The organism is Microbacterium sp. Y-01 (assembly GCF_003856715.1).
GTDB classification, from domain to species: domain Bacteria; phylum Actinomycetota; class Actinomycetes; order Actinomycetales; family Microbacteriaceae; genus Microbacterium; species Microbacterium algeriense.
In genome coordinates this window covers 1,060,158-1,079,701 of the sequence record NZ_CP024170.1, presented here as the reverse complement: position 1 = coordinate 1,079,701, position 19,544 = coordinate 1,060,158, and the positions used below count along the sequence as shown (strand labels likewise).

General features: G+C 72.0%; 17 protein-coding genes. 11 read left to right on the top strand and 6 right to left on the bottom strand.

Annotated features, from left to right (window positions below; translation table 11 throughout):
- Positions 1-42: 42 nt before the first annotated feature.
- The 3 genes from ptsP to dhaK are packed head-to-tail and all read right to left on the bottom strand — an operon-like array spanning position 43 to position 4,192.
- Entirely contained in the window at positions 43-2,559 is a 2,517-nt protein-coding gene (gene ptsP / locus CSX12_RS05015; protein WP_124895052.1) for a phosphoenolpyruvate--protein phosphotransferase, read from the bottom strand.
- On the bottom strand, positions 2,556-3,200 hold the full coding sequence (gene dhaL, locus CSX12_RS05010) for a dihydroxyacetone kinase subunit DhaL (protein WP_124895051.1): 645 nt from the start codon (positions 3,198-3,200) through the stop codon (positions 2,556-2,558). Before dhaL ends, ptsP begins: the two co-directional genes overlap by 4 nt.
- Positions 3,200-4,192, bottom strand: coding sequence for a dihydroxyacetone kinase subunit DhaK (gene dhaK / locus CSX12_RS05005; protein ID WP_017204716.1), 993 nt, complete (start codon positions 4,190-4,192; stop codon positions 3,200-3,202). The genes dhaL and dhaK overlap by 1 nt, the downstream gene beginning before the upstream one ends.
- Before the next feature lie 88 nt (positions 4,193-4,280).
- Here dhaK and CSX12_RS05000 point away from each other — a divergent pair, with 88 nt between their 5' ends.
- Positions 4,281-5,114, top strand: a complete 834-nt coding sequence (locus tag CSX12_RS05000) for an IclR family transcriptional regulator (protein WP_225855886.1) — start codon at positions 4,281-4,283, stop codon at positions 5,112-5,114.
- A 12-nt stretch (positions 5,115-5,126) separates the two neighbouring features.
- Here CSX12_RS05000 and CSX12_RS04995 read toward each other — a convergent pair whose 3' ends face one another.
- Entirely contained in the window at positions 5,127-7,250 is a 2,124-nt protein-coding gene (locus CSX12_RS04995; protein WP_124895049.1) for a DEAD/DEAH box helicase, read from the bottom strand.
- Positions 7,251-7,341: 91 nt separating this feature from the next.
- Here CSX12_RS04995 and CSX12_RS04990 point away from each other — a divergent pair, with 91 nt between their 5' ends.
- The 8 genes from CSX12_RS04990 to CSX12_RS04955 all read left to right on the top strand — a co-directional run bounded on the left by CSX12_RS04990 (position 7,342) and on the right by CSX12_RS04955 (position 14,102).
- A complete protein-coding gene (locus CSX12_RS04990; RefSeq protein ID WP_124895048.1) occupies positions 7,342-7,761 on the top strand; it encodes a pilus assembly protein CpaE in 420 nt (139 codons plus the stop codon).
- Between the two features lie 85 nt (positions 7,762-7,846).
- On the top strand, positions 7,847-8,839 hold the full coding sequence (gene paaA / locus CSX12_RS04985) for a 1,2-phenylacetyl-CoA epoxidase subunit PaaA (protein WP_124895047.1): 993 nt from the start codon (positions 7,847-7,849) through the stop codon (positions 8,837-8,839).
- On the top strand, positions 8,839-9,168 hold the full coding sequence (paaB, locus tag CSX12_RS04980) for a 1,2-phenylacetyl-CoA epoxidase subunit PaaB (protein ID WP_124896808.1): 330 nt from the start codon (positions 8,839-8,841) through the stop codon (positions 9,166-9,168). Before paaA ends, paaB begins: the two co-directional genes overlap by 1 nt.
- Positions 9,169-9,260: 92 nt before the next feature.
- Entirely contained in the window at positions 9,261-10,043 is a 783-nt protein-coding gene (gene paaC / locus CSX12_RS04975) for a 1,2-phenylacetyl-CoA epoxidase subunit PaaC (protein ID WP_241160601.1), read from the top strand.
- Entirely contained in the window at positions 10,037-10,564 is a 528-nt protein-coding gene (gene paaD, locus CSX12_RS04970) for a 1,2-phenylacetyl-CoA epoxidase subunit PaaD (protein WP_206427136.1), read from the top strand. The genes paaC and paaD overlap by 7 nt, the downstream gene beginning before the upstream one ends.
- Complete coding sequence (gene paaE / locus CSX12_RS04965; RefSeq protein ID WP_124895045.1) at positions 10,564-11,727, top strand: 1,2-phenylacetyl-CoA epoxidase subunit PaaE; 1,164 nt, start codon at positions 10,564-10,566, stop codon at positions 11,725-11,727. The genes paaD and paaE overlap by 1 nt, the downstream gene beginning before the upstream one ends.
- Before the next feature lie 14 nt (positions 11,728-11,741).
- Positions 11,742-12,512, top strand: coding sequence for an enoyl-CoA hydratase/isomerase family protein (locus CSX12_RS04960; protein ID WP_124895044.1), 771 nt, complete (start codon positions 11,742-11,744; stop codon positions 12,510-12,512).
- A gap of 66 nt (positions 12,513-12,578) precedes the next feature.
- Positions 12,579-14,102 carry an ATP-dependent DNA ligase gene (locus CSX12_RS04955; RefSeq protein WP_124895043.1) on the top strand — a complete coding sequence of 508 codons (1,524 nt, stop codon included), beginning with the start codon at positions 12,579-12,581 and terminating at the stop codon, positions 14,100-14,102.
- A 15-nt stretch (positions 14,103-14,117) separates the two neighbouring features.
- On the opposite strand, the gene CSX12_RS04950 is transcribed toward CSX12_RS04955, so the two are convergent.
- Positions 14,118-14,627 carry a phosphoribosyltransferase gene (locus CSX12_RS04950; RefSeq protein WP_124895042.1) on the bottom strand — a complete coding sequence of 170 codons (510 nt, stop codon included), beginning with the start codon at positions 14,625-14,627 and terminating at the stop codon, positions 14,118-14,120.
- Between the two features lie 163 nt (positions 14,628-14,790).
- Between CSX12_RS04950 and CSX12_RS04945 the strand changes: the two genes are divergently transcribed.
- Positions 14,791-16,578, top strand: a complete 1,788-nt coding sequence (locus CSX12_RS04945; protein WP_124895041.1) for a thiamine pyrophosphate-binding protein — start codon at positions 14,791-14,793, stop codon at positions 16,576-16,578.
- Positions 16,579-16,603: 25 nt separating this feature from the next.
- Positions 16,604-17,452, top strand: coding sequence for a PhzF family phenazine biosynthesis isomerase (locus tag CSX12_RS04940; RefSeq protein WP_017204048.1), 849 nt, complete (start codon positions 16,604-16,606; stop codon positions 17,450-17,452).
- Positions 17,453-17,518: 66 nt separating this feature from the next.
- Here CSX12_RS04940 and CSX12_RS04935 read toward each other — a convergent pair whose 3' ends face one another.
- On the bottom strand, positions 17,519-19,474 hold the full coding sequence (locus CSX12_RS04935; protein ID WP_241160566.1) for an endonuclease/exonuclease/phosphatase family protein: 1,956 nt from the start codon (positions 19,472-19,474) through the stop codon (positions 17,519-17,521).
- Between the last annotated feature and the right edge of the window lie 70 nt (positions 19,475-19,544).

Genomic DNA, 19,544 nt, shown 5'->3' with positions numbered 1-19,544 from the left:
ACAACCCCATGCCGCACGGGGCATATACGCCCGGTGCAGGCGTCAGTGGCCGTGGGTCTCGCGGAGGACGGCGCCGACCGCGACGCGTGCATCGGCGGCGGTGGCCGCGTTCCGTGCGACCTCGGCCGCGCGTCGGCAGTCCTCCTCCGACACCGCCGCCAGTGCTTCCGCGACGCGACCGAGGGACCGGGGCGTCATCGACAGCGAGGTCGCTCCGAGCCCGACGAGCACCGGCGCCAGCGCGGGATCGCCGCCTGCCTCTCCGCACACTCCGACGGGCTTGCCCGCCGCTCGACCCGCCGCACCGACCTCGCCGATCAGCCGCAGGACCGCCGGCTGCCACGGATCGTTGAGATCTCCGAGATCGCTCAGCAGTCGATCCGCCGCCATCGTGTACTGGGCGAGGTCGTTGGTGCCGAGGCTCACGAAGTCGACGACCTCGAAGAGCTGCGCGGCGAGCAGGGCGGCCGCCGGAGTCTCGATCATGATGCCCACGCGTTCGAGCCCGGCGGCGTGCGCCTCGGCGGCGAACTCGCGCGCCTCGTCCACGGTCGCCACCATCGGCGCCATCACCTCGACCAGGGCGGACTCCGCTTCGGCGGCCGCAGCGAGCGCCTTCAGCTGATCGCGGAGCAGCTCAGGACGCCGGCGCGCGATCCGCAGTCCGCGGACGCCCAGGGCCGGGTTCTCCTCGTCCTCGGCGTTCGCGAAGGGCAACGGCTTGTCGCTTCCCGCATCGAGCGTGCGCACCACGACCTTTCGTCCGGGGAACGCCGCGAGCACCGCACGGTACGCCGCCGTCTGCTCGTCGACCGAGGGGGCGTCCGTCCGATCGAGGAAGCAGAACTCGGTGCGGAACAGCCCGATGCCCTCGGCGTGGGCTGCCGCGGCGACGGCGGCGTCGGGGGCGCCTCCGACATTGGCAAGGAGCGCGACGCGATGCCCGTCCCGCAGGCTCCCGGTGCCGTCGAACAGGACCGGTTCCGCCGCCGGGGCCGCCTCTGCGACCCGCTCCGGGCTCGGATCGACCTCGACCGTGCCGCGGTCGCCGTCCACCAGCACCACGGCACCGACCGGGATGCGTGTCGCCTCCGCCCCTCCGACGACGGCGGGCAGTCCCAGTGAGCGCGCGATGATGGCGGTGTGCGACGTGGGACCGCCCTGTTCCGTGACCAGCGCGACGCAGCGCCCGCCGGCCAGCGCCGCCGTGTCGGCCGGTGCGAGGTCGACGGCGACGAGCACGAACGGCTCCTCGCGCTCCGGCACTCCCGGCATGTCGACCTCGAGGATCTCCGCGATGATCCGGTCTCGCACGTCGCGGATGTCCGCCGCGCGCTCCGCCATCCGGCCGCCGAGCGCGGCGAGCCCGCGCTCATGCGCGGTCGCCGTCTCCCACACCGCTCGAGCCGCGGTCCGGCCCTTCTCCCGCACGAGCGCCGTCGCCTCCGACACCAGCTCGGGATCGGAGGCGAGCAGTCGCGACGCGTCGAGGATCGCCTTGGCCTCCCCCGTCGCCTCCGCCGTCCGTCCGCGGAGCTGATCGGCGACCGCCACCGCCGCCCACTCGATCGCCGACACCTCCGCCTCCCGCTCGGACGGAGGCACGAGCACGTCGGCGTCCGGTTCCGGCAGCGCCGGCGCGAGGTGCACGACCGGAGCGGCGACCCTCCCGGGGCTCACCCCTCGTCCGCGCAGCACGGTTCCCGCGGCGACCTCGCCCGCATCATCGGTGTGGTCCGGGACGTCCTGGCTTACTGCGGGAGCGGTCTCGCCGCCGCGCGCCTTCCCCGGCGGGAGGGGCTCCGTGCCTTCGCCGAAGCCGTCGTCGAAGAGCGCCACGAGCCGGTCGAGCACGCGTCGCGCGTCCCCGCCGCGCACGGTGAGCTCGAGCTCATCCCCCTGGCGCGCGCCGAGGATGAGCAGCCGCGAGAGACTCGCCCCCGTCGCCTCGGGCCCGGCGGGAAGACCGCGGAGTCGCACATCCGCGCCCGCCGAGGCTTCGGCGATCAGCGCCGCGGGACGGGCATGCAGGCCCTGCGGGTTGCGCACCCGCACCGTGGCACGCGCCGTCGCCTCGCCCTCCGCCGGCCGGTCGGTCGCCGGAGCGCCCTGCGCGTCGGACTCCGTCGGCGCCTCGTCGACCGGAGCGAGCTGTCCGGTCTTGGCGGCGAGGGCGGCGGAGGCCTCCGCCGCCACGGCGTCCAGGCCGTTTCCGGCAGCGGCGGCCACGACCGCCGCGAGCAGACCCTCCACGAAGGGTGCGGGCGCGAGACGCACCGGCACGTCGCTCGTGCGCAGCTCGACCGCGAGCTCGGCGCTCAGCACGGCGGACCCGAGGTCCATCAGGACCAGCACGCCATCGCAGTCCGCGGCGAGCTCGTCGATCGCGGTCGCCACCGCGACGGCATCGGTGCCGAGGATCGGCGCACCGTCGGCGTCGACACCGGCGCCGGCCGCGACCTGCACGCGCACGCCTCCGCCCTGGACCATCTGCAGGGCGAGCTCGAGCGCCGCCTCCCCGAGCCGTGCACTGTGGGAGACGGCGACGATCCCGATCATCCGGCGCTGCCCGCCAGCGCGTCGGCGAGCGTGTCGAAGAGGATCGCCGTCGATGCCGCTCCCGGGTCGAGGTGGCCAGCGCTGCGCTCACCGAGGTAGCTCGCCCTGCCCTTGCGCGCCACGAGCGGGAGCGTGGCGTCGCGCCCGGCGGCTGCCGCCTCCGCTGCCGCTCGCGCGGCGTCCGCGACAGAGGAGTCCGCGGCGAGCGCGGCATCGAATGCGTCGACGGCGGGAGCCATGGCGTCGAACATGGTCTTGTCCCCCGCCTCGGCCTTGCCGCGTGCGACGATGCCGTCGAGCCCGGCGCGCAGGGCGGCCGCGAGTGCCGGTCCGTCGAGCTCGGACACGGCACCCGCTGCCATGCCCATGCGGAGGAAGAAGGTGCCGTAGAGCGGACCGCTGGCTCCGCCCACCGAGCTCACGAGCGTCATGCCGACCGTCTTCAGCAGCTCGTCGACCGTGGCGGGGGTTCCCGCGGCGAGCTTCTCGCCGACCGCGCTCATGCCCCTGGCCATGTTGACTCCGTGGTCCGCGTCGCCGATCGCCGAATCGAGTTCGGTGAGCCAGTCGCGCTTCTCCGCGACGGCCGCGCCGAAGCGCGAGACCCAGTCTGCGAGGACGGCGGTGTCGACGGCGACCATCAGGCGCCCCACCGCAGGCCGGGGGTGTTCACGGGAGCGTCCCACAGGCGCAGCAGCTCGTCGTCCGCCTTGAGCACGGTGACCGAGCATCCGGCCATGTCGAGCGAGGTGATGTAGTTGCCGACGAGGTTCCTGGCGATCTGGACACCGGCCTTCTCCAGGATCGCCGCGACCTCGCCGTACATGAGGTACAGCTCGATCAGGGGCGTCGCGCCCATGCCGTTCAGCATGACGATCGCGGGCCCTGCTGCGTCGATGTCCGCGAGGATCGGCTCCACCAGCTGACGGGCGATGTCGGAGGCCGGGGCGAGGGGTTCGCGATGGCGGCCGGGTTCGCCGTGGATGCCGATGCCGATCTCCATCTGGTCGTCCGGCAGATCGAAGGTGGGCTTGCCGGCGGCAGGCACCGTGCAGCTGGTGAGCGCCATGCCCATCGACCGCCCCTGGCCGTTGACCTTCTTGGCCAGCTCGACGACGGCGGCGAGGTCACGCCCCTCCTCCGCTGCAGCGCCGACGATCTTCTCGATCAGCACGGTGAGTCCGACACCGCGACGCCCCGCCGTGTACAGCGAGTCCTGCACGGCCACGTCGTCGTCCACGGTGACGCTGCCGACCTCGATGCCTTCCATGGAGGCGAGCTCGGCGGCCATCTCGAAGTTCAGCACGTCGCCGGTGTAGTTCTTCACGATGTGGAGCACCCCGGCGCCGCGGTCGACGGCCTTGGTGGCGACCTGGACGCGGTCGGGTGTGGGCGAGGTGAAGACCTCGCCGGCGACCGCCGCGTCGAGCATGCCGGGTCCGACGAAGCCGCCATGCAGCGGCTCGTGCCCGGAACCGCCGCCGGACACGATCGCGACCTTGCCCTGCGCCTTGGGCGTGGCGCGCGTGATCACGTGGTTCTCGAGGTCCACGGAGAGTTCCGGATGAGCGAGCGCGACCCCCCTCAGCGACTCGACGAGAACGTCTTCAGGGGCATTGATGAGCTTCTTCATCGTCCGATCTCCTTTGATCCTTCGTGAGTTCTTCCGCAATAATCCGAAAGCAATTCGTTAATGTCGAATATGCTCGGGCCGTGCCGGGTTGTCAAGACTCTCGGCCTCCTGCACGACGCCCCGGCTCGACGACGCACCGGAAGGAGGGCTCCCCGTGATCCAGGCGATCGACCGCGCCGCGAAGATCCTCGAACTGCTCCAGGGAGCACGCCACCTCGGCATCACCGACCTCGCCTCCGCCCTGGACCTGCCGCCGTCGACGGTGCACGGGATCGTGAAGTCGCTCCGGGCGCACGGCCTCGTCGCGAAGGAGCGCGGAGGTCAGCGCTACATGCTCGGGCCGACCCTCCTGCGGCTGAGCAACGTCTACCTCGACACGCTCGACGTGCGTGCGCGGGCGATGCGGTGGACGCAGGAGCTCGCTCGACGCACGAACCTCTCGGTGCGGCTGGGCGCCCCCCACTTCACCGACGTGCTCGTCATCCATCACAACCTGCGCCCGGACGACAGCCAGCAGATGCTCGAGACCGGCGTCGCCATCCCCGCGCACGCCTCGGCGATGGGCAAGGTGCTGCTCGCCTACGACCTCGGCTTCCAGCAGAGCGTGTTCGCCCAGCCGCTGCGCAGCCTCACCGGCGACACCGTGACGGACATCGCCCGGCTCACGCTGGAGCTGCCGTCCATCGCCGAACGCGGCACCGCCGGAGAGTTCGACGAGGCGGTGCTGGGGGAATCCTCGATCGCGGCTCCCGTCGCCGACGCCGCGAACGACATCGTGGCCGCCGTGGCCGTGGTGCTGCCGACCTCGCAGACACCCGCGACGGATGCCATCCTCAACGCGCTGCGCGAGACCGCGAGGAACATCTCGCGGGAGCTCGGAGCCACCGCCTGGCCCCCGCGCGTCGCCCCCGCCGACGACTGACCACGCGACCGCTCAGCCTCGCGACGCGAGGGCGAAAGGCAGCACGGCGGTCGCGCCCGCCTGTCGGAGCACCCGGGCGGCGACGGTCATCGTCCACCGACTGTCGACCAGGTCGTCCACCAGCAGCACGGGTCCGGCCGGAATCTCGAGATCGTCGGCGCTCAGACGATCCCAGAGGCCCGCGAGACGGAACACGCTGTTGCCGCCCGGCTGCCCGGTCGGGCCGCCCGCGACGGGCTCGAGGGCTCCCAGATACGGGAGCCGTCCGATCTCGGCGAGACCCCGCGCGAGGGAGTCGACCAGCAGCGGATGCGAACGCGACGGCAGAGCGACGACCGCCGCGGGCCGCTGCTCCCACCCCCAGCCGGCGAGCACCCGGACACAGGCCTGCAGCAGCTGCGGCGTGACGGGCGCGTCGGCCGCCCCTGCCGCGAACAGCTCGCGCAGGGCTCCTCCCCATCCCAGGTCTGTGAGCCGGGCCAGCGCCCGCCCCTCGCTCGCCTGCTCGTCGGCGGGGATGCGTCCCTTCACGGGAACCTCCAGGCGATCGGCGCCGGTCGGCCACGCGCGACGCGGCTCGATCGGCACCCCGACGCGATCGAGCGACTCGGCCGCCTGGGTGCTCGCCGCCTCCCCGATCTCACGCGGGAACCACACGCCGGCGCAGTTGTCGCACCGCCCGCAGGGTGCGGCCGTGTCATCATCGAGGGCCCGCTGCAGGAACTCCATGCGGCAGCCATCGGTCTTCTCGTACTCGAGCATGTGCTGCTGCTCGGCGACGCGCTCCGCCGCGATGCGCTCGTACCGCTCGGCGTCGTAGGTCCACGGCTCTCCCGTGGCGATCCAGCCGCCCTGCACGCGCCGCACGGCCCCGTCGACGTCGAGCACCTTGAGCAGCAGCTCGAGCGGCGTGCGACGGATGTCGACCATCGCCTCGAGCGCCGGCGTGGAGACCGGAGCGTCTCCGAGCGCCGCGATCACCCGCTCCGCCCGCTCCCGGTCGGGCATCGACGCGGTCGCGAAGTAGTGCCAGATGTCGCGATCCTCCACTCCGGGAAGCAGCAGCACGTCGGCGCTCTCGCTGGCGCGCCCCGCACGACCCACCTGCTGGTAGTACGCCACGGGCGACGACGGGGCGCCGAGGTGCAGCACGAAGCCGAGATCCGGTTTGTCGAAGCCCATCCCGAGCGCACTGGTCGCGACGAGCGCCTTGACCTCGTTGCGCTTGAGCATCCCCTCGGATTCGGCGCGTTCCTCGGTGTCGGTCTGCCCGGTGTATGCGCGCACCTCGTGCCCGTGATCGCGCAGCAGCCGGGCGGTGTCGACCGCGGCCGCGACCGTGAGCGTGTAGATGATGCCGGAGCCGGGCAGGTCGTCGAGGTGGCTGAGCAGCCAGGCCAGACGGCTCGCCGAATCGCGCAGCCGCAGCACCCCGAGACGCAGCGACGTGCGGGCGAGCGGTCCGCGGATCGTCAGCACCGGTGCCGAGCCCCCCGCCTCGTCCGCCTGGAGACTGCCGAGCTGCTCGGCGACGTCGGCGACCACACGGCTGTTCGCCGTCGCGGTCGTCGCCAGCACCGGCACGTCGACGGGCATCCGGGCGATGAGATCGCGGAGCCGCCGGTAGTCCGGGCGGAAGTCGTGCCCCCAGTCGCTGATGCAGTGCGCCTCGTCGACCACGAGCATCCCGAGGCGTCGTACGAGCGTCGGCAGCTGCTGCTCGCGGAACGCCGGATTGTTCAGCCGCTCCGGCGACACCAGCAGCACGTCGACCTCGTCGCGGTCGAGCTGCGCGAGCACCTCGGACCACTCGTGCGCGTTCGTCGAGTTGATCGCGACCGCGCGCACGCCGGCCCGCTCGGCCGCGGCGATCTGGTCGCGCATGAGCGCCAGCAGCGGCGACACGAGGACGGTCGGGCCGGCCCCCTGCCGCCGCAGCAGCAGCGTCGCCACGAAGTACACCGCCGACTTGCCCCAGCCGGTGCGCTGGACGACGAGAGCGCGGCGGCGCCCCTCGACGAGCGCCTCGATCGCCTCGTACTGCCCGTCGTGGAACTCGGCGTCCGGTCGGCCGACGAGTTCGCGCAATGCGGCACGGGCGGCCTCACGGGTGTCGACGGGTGCGGCGGAAGTCATGTCTCCACTCTGCCCCACGCCGCCGACACCCGCCCCACCGTCCACAGCCGACGCGAAGCCTCGGGCACATCGTGTCGTCTAGCGTGAGGGGATGATCACCCGCGAGCTCGCCGTCGCCCTGAGAGACGCAGGTCTCGCCTGGAACCCCGCCGAGGGCGATCGCTTCCAGCTCGACCTGCCCGACGAGGTGGAGCTCGAAGCGGAGGCCGAGGTCTTCACGGTCAGCGAGATGACGATCGAGGCCCGGCAGACGCCGAGCGGCACGGATCTGGCGTTCAACGGCACGACCGAGTGGGCGCTCGACGCCGTGACGCTCGCCGACGCCGTGTGGCTGCCCCGGGAGGACCAGCTGCGCGAACTCCTCCGCGGCACCTTCCGCGCGCTGGTGCGCCTGGACGACACCTTCCGCGTCGACGCCGAGATCTCCGGAGTGCCGGCCTCCTTCGAGCATCCGGACCCCTCGGAGGCCTACGGCCGCGCGCTTCTGGAACTCATCTCCCGCACGCGGTGAGCGGTGGCTTGAAAGCCCTGTTCTGCTGTGTCAGAATTACCTAACGATCGGTCAGTAAAGATGGCCCGATGCCGAGGAGTCGATGATGACCAGCCCTGCAGACCTGTCCCTCGTGGACGAGCCGTCCGATGAGGAGCGCCTGTTCGACGAGCTCATCGCGAACGAGCAGCGCATCGAACCCCGCGACTGGATGCCCGACGCCTACCGCCGGACGCTCGTGCGGCAGATCTCCCAGCACGCCCACTCCGAGATCATCGGCATGCAGCCGGAGGGCAACTGGATCACCCGAGCGCCCAGCCTCAAGCGCAAGGCGATCCTCATGGCGAAGGTGCAGGACGAGGCGGGCCACGGCCTCTACCTCTACTCCGCGGCGCAGACGCTCGGCACGACACGCGAAGAGATGATGGACCAGCTCCTCAGCGGCAAGGCCAAGTACTCGTCGATCTTCAACTACCCCACACCCACCTGGGCCGACATGGGAGCGATCGGCTGGCTCGTCGACGGCGCCGCGATCTGCAACCAGGTGCCGCTGTGCCGCGCCTCCTACGGCCCCTACGGGCGCGCGATGGTGCGCATCTGCAAGGAGGAGTCCTTCCACCAGCGGCAGGGGTTCGAGATCCTCCTCACCCTGATGCAGGGCACCGATGAGCAGCGCGCCATGGCGCAGGACGCCGTCGACCGCTGGTACTGGCCGAGCCTGGCGATGTTCGGTCCTCCCGACGACCAGTCCCCCAACTCGGCGCAGTCGATGCAGTGGAAGATCAAGCGGTTCTCCAACGACGAACTGCGTCAGCGCTTCGTCAGCATGCTCGTTCCCCAGGCCGAGATCCTCGGTGTCACCCTGCCCGATCCCGACCTGCGCTACGACGAGGAGACCGGCCGCTACGAGATGGGCGAGATCGACTGGGACGAGTTCTTCGAGGTGCTGCGCGGCAACGGACCCTGCAACGCGGAGCGCATCGAACGCCGACGCACCGCGCACGAAGAGGGAGCCTGGGTGCGGGAGGCCGCAGCGGAGTACGCGCGCAAGCAGCGCTCGGCTCTGGTCCCCGGGCCGGCCGAAGGGGCGGTGGCGTGATGGCGACGCCCGGACACGACCCTTCGACGAGCTCAGGGACCCACGGTCGGGAGGTGTGGCCGCTGTGGGAGGTCTTCGTGCGGGCGAACCGCGGACTGAGCCATGTGCACGTCGGCTCGCTGCACGCCCCGGACGCCGAGATGGCGATCCGCAACGCCCGCGACCTCTACACCCGGCGCGGCGAGGGTGTCTCGATCTGGGTCGCCCCCGCCGAGGCCATCACCACGAGCGACCCCGACGCGAAGGGCGCCTACTTCGAGAGCCCCGCCGGAAAGAACTACCGGCATGCGGTGTACTACACCGCCTCCGAGGGGGTGCCGCACCTGTGACCCTTCGACAGGCTCCGGCCCTTCGACAGGCTCCGGCCCTTCGACAGGCTCAGGGACCCAGCGACGCGCACGGGGACGTCTCCGTGGATCAGCTGCGCCTGAGCGAAGAACTCGCGGGCGCCGGCGACGTCGCGGCGAGCGCGGACCTCGCGGAGTACGCGCTGTGGCTGGGCGACGACGCCCTCATCCTGTCGCAGCAGCTCGGCGCGTGGATCTCCCGCGCCCCCGAGCTCGAGGAGGACGTGGCCCTCGGCAACATCGCCCTCGACCTGCTGGGACACGCGCGATCCTTCCTGCACTTCGCCGGATCGTACGACGGCCGGTCGGAGGACGACCTGGCGTACTTCCGCGACGAGCCGGACTTCCGCAGCGCCTGGATCATGGAGCAGCCCAACGGCGACTTCGCCCAGACCATCGCTCGGCAGCTGGTCGCCTCGGTGTATCTGGTCGAGCTGTACTCGGCGCTGCGGGCGAGCTCGGAGCCCACGTTCGCGGCGATCGCGGAGAAGGCGCTCAAAGAGGTCGACTACCACCGCGACCACGCCGTGCAGTGGGTGCTGCGTCTCGCCGGCGGCACCGAGGAGTCCCGGCGGCGCATGATCCGCGCCCTGACGGATGTCTGGCCATACGTCGCTGAGCTGTTCCGCGACGAGCCGCTGATCGACCGCCTTGGTGACGCGGCCGTGCGTCCCTCCACGCTCCGCGCGCCCTTCGACGCCGTCATCGACGCCGTGTTCGCGGAAGCGGGGCTCGAGGTGCCGCCGGTGGCGCCGTCCTCCGCCGGCGGTCGCCGCGGTGCGCACGCGACGCCCCTCGGGCACATCCTCGCCGAGATGCAGGTGCTCGCGCGACGGCATCCGGGGGCATCATGGTGACGCACCCCACCTCCGATCCGCAGACCGACGCCGGCACCGACGCCATCGCCGACGCGTGGCGCATCGCCGCGGCCGTGCCCGACCCGGAGGTCCCTGTCCTCACGATCGAGGACCTGGGCGTGCTGCGCGCCGTCGAGGTGGACGGCGCGGGAGTGCGCGTCGACATCACCCCGACCTACAGCGGCTGCCCCGCGATGGACGCGATCCGCGACGACGTGGTGTTCGCGCTGACGGCCGCGGGCTTCGCCTCGGTGTCCGTGCGGCTCGTGCTGTCCCCCGCCTGGACCACCGACTGGATGTCGGACGAGGGCAAGCGGAAGCTCCGGGAGTACGGGATCGCCCCGCCGAGCGGCCGGGCCGCCGTGCCGACGGGCCCGATCCGGCTCGCGCTGAGCGTGCGCTGCCCGCGCTGCGACTCGCTCGACACGCGAGAGGTCTCCCGCTTCGGCTCCACCTCCTGCAAGGCGCTGTACGAGTGCCGCGCCTGCCTGGAGCCCTTCGATCACTTCAAGGTGCACTGATGTCGCTGTTCTCCCCGGCCCGCGCCACCCCGCCGCCCCGCGGCTCGGTCCCCGCCGCGCGCGGGCGGACCCGCGCGCGCTTCCACACCCTGACGGTCGAGGACGTGCGCCCGCTCACCGAGGATGCCGTCGAGGTGACGTTCACGGTTCCGGCGGACCTCGCCGACGAGTACGACCACCTGCCGGGGCAGTACGTCGCCCTGCGGACCATCCTCGACGGCGTGGAGGTACGCCGCTCGTACTCGCTCTGCCGCGCCCCGGAGCACCGCGCGGACGGCGGGCCGACTCGACTCAGCGTCGCGGTCAAACGCGACGAGGGCGGCCTGTTCTCCACCTGGGCGCAGACCGGCCTGCGCCCAGGATTCCGCATCGACGTGATGAGCCCGCAGGGCACGTTCACCTCGGCGCTGGACGACCTCGACGACAAGCACGTCGTCGGCGTCGCCGCAGGGTCGGGCATCACGCCGCTGATGGCCCTCGCGCACACCGTGCTGTCCCGGTCGCAGACCTCGCGCTTCACGCTGCTGTACACGAACCGGTCGACGCTCGACGTGATGTTCCTGGAGGACCTCGCCGACCTCAAGGACCGCTACCCCACCCGCCTGACCCTGCACCACGTGCTGTCCCGCGAGCAGCGGACGGCCCCGGTGCTCTCGGGGCGGCTCGATGAGACCAAGCTGCGCACGATCCTCGGCTCCCTCATCGATCCCGCCGACGCCGACGAGTGGTTCCTGTGCGGGCCGCTCGCGCTCGTCGACCTCTGCCGGCAGGTCCTCGCCGACGTCGGGGTGCCGCGCGAGCACATCCGCTTCGAGCTGTTCACCACGGGCGGCGAACCGGCGCGCGCGGCACGCCCCGTGACGGTGCGCTCCGACGAGAAGACCGTGCGCATCGAGGTGAACCTCGACGGCGTCTCCTCGACGGTGGAGAGCCCGGTCGCCGCACGGGAGTCGGTGTTGAACGCGGCGCTGCGCGTGCGACCGGATGCGCCGTTCGCGTGCGCGGGGGGCGTGTGCGGCACGTGTCGAGCCCGGGTCATCGAGGGCAGCGTCACCATGACCGAGAACTACGCGCTCGAACCGGACGAGCTCGAGCGCGGCTATGTGCTCACCTGCCAGTCCCACCCCACCAGCGACCGCCTGGTCGTGGACTACGACGTCTGACCCGGAGGCCCGCCATGATCGACCTGACCATCTCCGACGACGTCGCCACGATCGTGCTGAACGCTCCCGCGAAGCTCAACGCGCTCGATGAGGCGGGGCTGGACGAGCTGGATGCCGCGTACGACGCGGCCGAGGAAGCAGGCGTGCGCGCCCTGCTGCTCCGCGGTGAGGGCAGGGCGTTCTGCGCGGGTCGTGACATCTCCTCGGTCGACCCCCGCGATGACGATGTGCTCGGCTACCTGGGCGGCGCCGTCACCCCGCTGATGCAGCGGATCGCGCGCTTCCCCGCCCCCACGTTCGCCGTCGCGCACGGTGCGTGTCTCGGGGTCGGCCTCGGACTGCTCATCGCGACGGACGTCGTCTACGTGGCGGAATCCGCGAAGATCGGCTCCCCGTTCGCCGCGCTCGGCGCCACCCTCGACTCGGGCGGTCACGCGCTCTTCCTCGAGCGGCTCGGACCGCACAAGACGCTGGACCTCATCTACACGGGGCGGCTCATGACCGGCGCGGAAGCCGTGCAGTCCGGCCTGTTCTCCCGCGTGCTCCCCGACGACGCCGTCGTGACGACGACGGCGGACGCCGCGGCCGCAGCGGCGCGCGGAGCCACCGCGGCCTACCTCGCGAGCAAGGAGCTCGTCTCCCGCATCCGCGACGAGCGTCTGACCCTGTGGGAGTCGATCGGCCTCGAGAACACCGCGCAGGCCGCGCTGTGCGACACCGACGACTACCGCGAGGGCTTCGCCGCGTTCCAGGAGAAGCGCCGCCCGACGTTCCTCGGGCACTGACACAGCCGGCTGCGCGCGCTGTCAAGCGCCTCGCCCGGTGTCCGCCCCGGGTGGCATGATGCGGGGATGCTGCTCTCCGAGCTCGTCACCACCACCGATCATGTCGCGGCCACGTCGTCGCGGCTCGCCAAGATCGACGCCATCGCACGGCTGCTCGACGGAGCGGACGAAGGCGACGTCGCCGCGCTCGTGGGTCTGCTGCTCGCGGCTCCCCGACAGGGGCGCCTCGGCATCGGTTGGCGCGGACTGGCCGCGCTCGACATCGCCCATGCAGAGGAACCATCCCTCACGATCGCCGACGTCGACCACGCCTTCGACGAGCTGGCCACCACCTCGGGAGCGGGGTCGGCCGGCGTGCGCAGCGACCTGCTCCGCGGACTCGCATCGCGCGCGACGGCCGCCGAGTGGGACTTCCTCGCCAGGGCCATGCTCGGCGAGCTCCGCACCGGCGCGCTGAGCGGCGTCCTGCTGGATGCGGTCGCGCGCGCGGCCGACGCCCCGATCGCGACCGTGCGACGCGCCGCCATGCTCTCCGGAGACCTCGGTGAGACCGCACGCATCGCTCTCACCGGTGGCGACGGCGACCTCGACGCGATCGGTCTGCGGGTGGGACGCCCGGTGCTGCCGATGCTGGCTGCGACCGCCGCGACCCCGACCGCGGCGCTCGAGATCACGGGCACCGCCTCCGTGGAGTACAAGCTCGACGGCGCCCGCATCCAGGTGCACCGCCACGGCGACGAGGTCGGCATCTTCACGCGGAGTCTCGCGGACGTCACCCACCGCCTCCCCGAGATCGTCGACATCGTGCGCACGCTGCCCGCAGACGACCTGATCCTCGACGGGGAGACCCTCGCGCTCGACGAGGAGGGCGGCCCCCGCCCGTTCCAGGAGACCATGTCGCGGTTCGGTGCGGACGTGGCGCGGGAACTCGCCCTCCGGCCCTGGTTCTTCGACGTGCTGCACGTCGACGGACGAGACCTCATCGACGAGCCGCTGTCCGTCCGCCAGGAGGTGCTCGACCGCATCGCCGGCGAGTGGCGGATGCCAGGGGTCGTCACCGACAGCGCCGACGAGGCGGAGCGTCTGTCCCGGGAGGCGCTCGCGGCAGGACACGAGGGCGTGCTCGTGAAGTCGATCGACGCGCCCTACGCGGCGGGGCGCCGCGGCAAGTCCTGGGTGAAGGTCAAGCCCGTGCTGACATTCGACCTGGTGGTCCTCGGCGCCGAGTGGGGGTCAGGGCGACGCCGGGGCTGGCTCTCGAACCTGCACCTGGGGGCGCGCGACCCCGAAGGCGAGTTCGGAGACCCCGGGAGCTTCGTCATGGTGGGCAAGACGTTCAAGGGCCTGACCGATGAGCTGCTGCGCTGGCAGACCGCCGAGTTCCCCGCCCACGAGACGCACCGTACGGCATCCACCGTCTTCCTCCGCCCCGAGCTCGTGGTGGAGATCGCGATCGACGGCGTGCAGCGGTCACCGCGGTACCCCGGCGGCATCGCCCTGCGGTTCGCGCGCGTGAAGGGCTATCGCTCCGACAAGTCGCCGGCGGAGGCGGACACGATCCAGACCCTGCGCGCGCTGCTGCGCGGCTGACCCGGCCTCGTGGACTCAGGCCGAGGCCGTGAGTCCCTGATCCTCTTCGCGCACCGTGCCCTGGAACGACCACGGGAAGTTGATCCAGAGGTCGGTGTCCTTCCAGGCGAAGTCGGGCTGGATGATGGTGGAGGGCTTGGTGTAGATCGTGACCGACCGCACGTCGGCCCCCTTGTCCTTCAGCAGCTGCACGGCGAGGGCGAGCGTGCGGCCGGAATCGGCGACGTCGTCGACGAGCAGCACGCGGCGTCCGTCGAGATAGGCCATGTCGAGCTCGGGAGGAAGCACCTCGGGTGCATCGAGCACCGTGCCGATCCCGGTGTAGAACTCGACGTTGATCGCGCCGCAGTTCTTGACACCCAGGCCGTACGCGATCGCGCCGGCGGGAAGCAGCCCGCCCCGGGCGATGGCGACGACCACCTCCGGCTCGAAGCCGCTGGCGAGGATGCTCCGCGCCAGATCGCGCGTCGCCGCTCCGAAGCCGTCCCAGGTGAGCGTCTCCCGCTCGGTCATCGCATCCGTCATCCGTCCATTCTCGCGTATCCGCCCGCCTCGAGCCGCCGCTAGACTGAGCGGGTCCGGCCCGGCCGGTGCCTGAAAAAGAGGCACGAAGCACTTCGCGATGACGCGGAGGCGAGACACATACGGATCCCGCAGTTCCTCCGTCCCTGTCTCGAAAGGCTTCCGCATGCCCACCGTCTCCGCGCACGTCGCCCTCACCCTCGCCCAGCACATCGATGCCGTGTTCGGCGTGATGGGCAACGGCAACGCCTACTTCCTCGACGCGCTCGAGAAGCAGACGGATGCCGTGTTCACCGCCGTCCGACACGAGCAGGGAGCGGTCGTCGCCGCCGACGCCCACTTCCGCGCCTCGGGGCGCATCGCCGCGGGCACCTCCACCTACGGCGCGGGGTTCACCAACACCATCACCGCCCTCGCGGAAGCCGTGCAGGCGCATGTCCCTCTGGTGCTCGTCGTCGGCGACGAGCCCACGTCCGGACCGCGCCCGTGGGATGTCGACCAGATCGCCCTCGCGTCCGCCGTCGGCGCCCGCACCTATACGGTCGGGCGCGCTGACGCTGCGGCGACGACGGTCATCGCGATCGAGCACGCCCTCACCTACCGGGTTCCGGTCGTGCTCGCGATCCCCTACGATGTCGCGGCGCTCGAAGCCGGCGACGTGCCCGAGGCCCCGTCGCCGCGTCTTCCCGCACCGCTCGCGCCGCGGGGGGAGTTCGCGGAGGGGATGCTCGACGAGATCGCCGAGGCCCTTCGCGGGGCGCAGCGTCCGTTCCTGCTCGCCGGACGCGGCGCCTGGCTGTCGGGTGCGAGCGCCGCGCTGGGTGAGCTGGCCGCGGCGACCGGCGCCCTGACGGCCTCCTCCGCCCTGGGCCGAGGAGTCTTCCCCGAGTCGCAGTACGACCTCGGGGTCACCGGCGGGTTCGGGGCCGACGGCGCCATGGAGCTCATCCTCAGCGCTGACGTCGCGGTGGTCTTCGGCGCATCGCTCAACCAGTTCACGATGCGCTTCGGCGAGCTGTTCGCCCCTGGCACCAGAGTGTTCCAGATCGACACCGCCCCCGCGGCGACCCATGCCCACGTGGGCGGCTTCGTCCGCGCCGACGCCCGCCTGGCCGCCGAAGCCCTCGTCGCCCGCCTCTCCCCCGCACCCACCTCCTCCCCCTCCTCCCCCTCCCCCTCCTCCCCGCACGACTTCGGAGATTCGCCCCGACACGCCGAGGCTGACCGCGGATCCACCGGCGTGTCGAGCCCGGACTCCGAAGTTGTGCAAGCGACGGGGCAGCAGGCGCGGGCGGGCGCATGGCGCGAGTCGGTGGACGTGTCGGCGGCTCGGGCGTACGCGCCGGGAGATGAGCTCGCCGCGGATGGCCGGCTGGACCCGCGCTCGGCGGCGCGGCGCATCGCCGAGCTCCTCCCGGAGGACCGCGTCGTGGTGTCCGACGGCGGCCACTTCATCGGCTGGGCGAACATGTACTGGCCCGTCGCCGCTCCCGACCGGATGATGATGGTCGGCACCGCGTTCCAGTCCATCGGCCAGGGATGGCCGAGCGTGGTCGGCGCGGCTCTCGCACGGCGGGACTCCACCATCGTGCTGACCTCCGGCGACGGCGGCGGTCTCATGGCGATCGCCGACCTGGAGTCGGCCGTGCGCGCAGCGGGCGGGCGCGGCATGGCGGTCGTCTGGAACGACGCGGCCTACGGCGCCGAGGTCAACCTCTACGGGCTCAAGGGTCTCGCCGAGGGACCGATGCGCATCCCCGAGGTGGACTTCGCCGCGTTCGGAGCGGCCGTCGGCGCGGAGGGCGTGGTCGTGCGGACCCTCGCGGATCTCGACCGCCTGGCGACCTGGGCCGCGGAGGATGCCGCGACCCGCCGGTTCCTGCTTCTCGACCTGCGCATCTCGGGCGACGTCATCGCGCCGTACCAGCAGGAGATCATCCGCGTGAACTCCTGAGAGGCGCGGCCGGTAGGCTCCGGGCATGACGACGACCCCCGAGATCCTGCGCTACAGCGCCTTCGCCGCGACTCCGGAGGGCGGGAACCCGGCGGGGGTCGTGCTCGACGCAGACGGGCTCGACGAGACGCGGATGCAGCGGATCGCCGCCGAGGTCGGATACGCGGAGACGGCGTTCGCGACGCCCGTGCCCGGCGCCCCCGGACACCACCGGGTCCGATACTGGTCGCCGGCAGCCGAGGTGCCGTTCTGCGGTCATGCGACGGTGGCGACGGCTGTGGCGCTCGCTGAGCGGGACGGTGCCGGCACGGTGGTGTTCGAGACCGCGGCCGGATCGATCTCGATGGAGTCCTTCGCGGATGCCGACGGGCGCGTGACCGTGTCGTTCACGAGCGTGGAACCACAGGTGCGAGACCTCGACGTCCGCGTGCGCGACCGGCTCCTCGACCTGCTCGGACTCGTCCCCTCCGACCTCGATCCGCGTTTCCCGGCGCGCGAGTCGTTCGCGGGCAACTGGCATCCGATCCTGGTCATCGCCGATCGCGAGGTCTTCCACCAGTTCCGGTTCTCGCCGCCGGAGGTCGCCGCGCTCATGCGGGAACAGGGCTGGCTCGGCACCGTCACCGTGCTCTACGGGGAGGACCCGGCCGACCTCGAGGCGAGGAATCTGTTCCCGGTGGGACGCATCACCGAGGACCCGGCCACGGGTTCGGCCGCCGCCTCGACAGGCGCGTATCTCCGGGCGCAGGGCTTCCCCGGCACCTCCGTCCGCATCCGCCAGGGCCGGCACGTCGGGCGTCCCAGTGAGCTGCTCGTGGCGATCCCCGAGACCGGAGGCATCGTGGTCTCCGGCGGGGCGACCCCGATCAGCTGACGGAACCCGGCTGGTGCGGGGCACGCGGCGCCGGACGACACGATCCGCCCGGCACCGCCCTACTCGTCATCCGAGACGACGCCTCCGCCGCAGAACGACGAGCCCGAGTCCGGTTCCGAGCAGGAGAACGGCCCCCAGGAGGAAGGGGAGGCTGTCCGCTCCGGTCGCGGCGAGCGAACTCGCGGCTCCCGTGTCGGATCCGCTCCCCGGTACGGGAGCAGCGGCCCCACCGGCGCCCGGCGCGCTTCCACCCGCGCCGTCCCCGGGTCCGCCTGCGCCCGGGTCGCCACCGCCGGCAGCCGCGGTGACCGTGAGCGGCGTCGAGGTCTCGACGCCGTCCGGATCGACCACGACCAGGCTGTGCGCTCCGGGCACGGTGTCCGCGGGCACGGTCATCGTCGCGCGGAAGCTGCCCGTCCCATCGGCGGTGACCGTGCCGAGCAGCACGGGCGTGGAGCGGAGTTCGACGCGCAGCTCGGAGCCGGGCGCGAATCCCGTCCCCAGGACGACCACAGCACCACCCGCGACGGCGGAGGTCCCACCGAGCTCGAGGCGCGGCGTCTCCGGCTCCGGCTCCGGCTCCGGTTCCGTGCATCCGCCGTCGCAGATCGTGAAGTTCGCCAGGACCGCCTTGTGGTCGGACGGCCATACGGCGTCCGGCGTGAGGATCTCGTCCGCGCTGTCGTCGTCGACCCGCTGATCGCGCACGATCGTCGACTGCGGGCCCACCACGGATGCCCCGTCGATCGACAGTCGCGCGTCGGGGGTCGCGAAGATGTAGTCGATGCGGTCGCGCTCATCGGCCTCGGGTGCCCAGGTCAAGGACGACGTCGGGAACAGCGGGTTGTCGGACGGCCACGTGAAGCCGGGGTTCGCCACCGGATCGGGGTGCACCGTGCGGAAGGCGTCGACCAGCCCGCCGTCGAGGAGCGTCTGCGTCGTGTGCCAGGGGATCACAACCCCGTTGTGGTCGAACAGGCCGGCGGTCGCCGCGGTCCAGTCCTGCGACGGCGGTTCGTTGAAGTCGCCACCGACGACGGCGAGCCGTCCGGCGGCGCGCTCAGTGGTGATGTCGGCGACGAGCTCGGCCGCGGCGGCGGGACGGCCGGACTGCTCGTTCGCCTGGAGGATGGCCTCGACGTCCGTCACCGGCGCATCGAGCTTGTCCCAGGTGTTCCACCCGGCCGGCCAGTCGCCGTGGATCTCGCCTCCGTAGCCGCGCGGGAGGTATGTCGTGTACCAGCGGTACTCCAGGTGTCCGCCGTACACGACGACCTCGGAGCCGTTGACGTCGATGACCGCCTTCGACCACCACCGGCCGATGGTGTCGGTCGAGATGATGGGATAGCGGGAGACGACACCCGTGTCCGTCGCGATGAGGTGCTGGTATCCGAGGAGCGCCGCGACCTGCGCGGGTGCCTGGCCGACCTCGGGGAGGAACGTCACGTCGGCGTCGGTCTGGGTGATGATGTCGGCGATCTGCCGCGCTCCATCGGCGACCTGCGTACCGCCGTGCCACACGTTGAACGAGAGCACGTTGAGGCTGCTCCTGCCGTCGACCTCAGGCTTCGGCTGCGCAGACGGGACCGGCGGTTCGGCATCCGCGTCCGTGACAGTCAGATCGACGGGACCCGCGAGGACCGTGTAGCCGTCGTCCTCGAGCAGGTAGACGTCGTACTCCCCCGCGCCCATGTCGGCGGTGTTGCGCGTCCACCCGTCGCGTGCGGACGGCCCCCACGTGAGCTGGCCGCTCTGCTCCGGGACGTAGCGCCAGTCGAGCGAGGCCGGTCCACCGGGCGTCGCGCCATCGCGGTAGATGCCGACCCAGTTGCGATCGTGGACAGCCGTCCCGGCGTCGAATGTGATCGTGACGGTCTCGTCGGCGGTGATGGACGGGGTGTCGACGGTGAGCGCCGCGTCGGCGGCGTGGGCCGCGGGAGCGACGAGGAGGCCGGCGACAGCGACACCGATGCCGAGGGCGGCGAGCAGCCCTCGGCGCGACCGGTGGAGCGGGGAGTTCATCGGGGGTGGTCCTTTCGAATGCGTGGTCGGTCGCGACCGTAGTCGCCCCGGGTGTCCGGTCCGTGGCGAC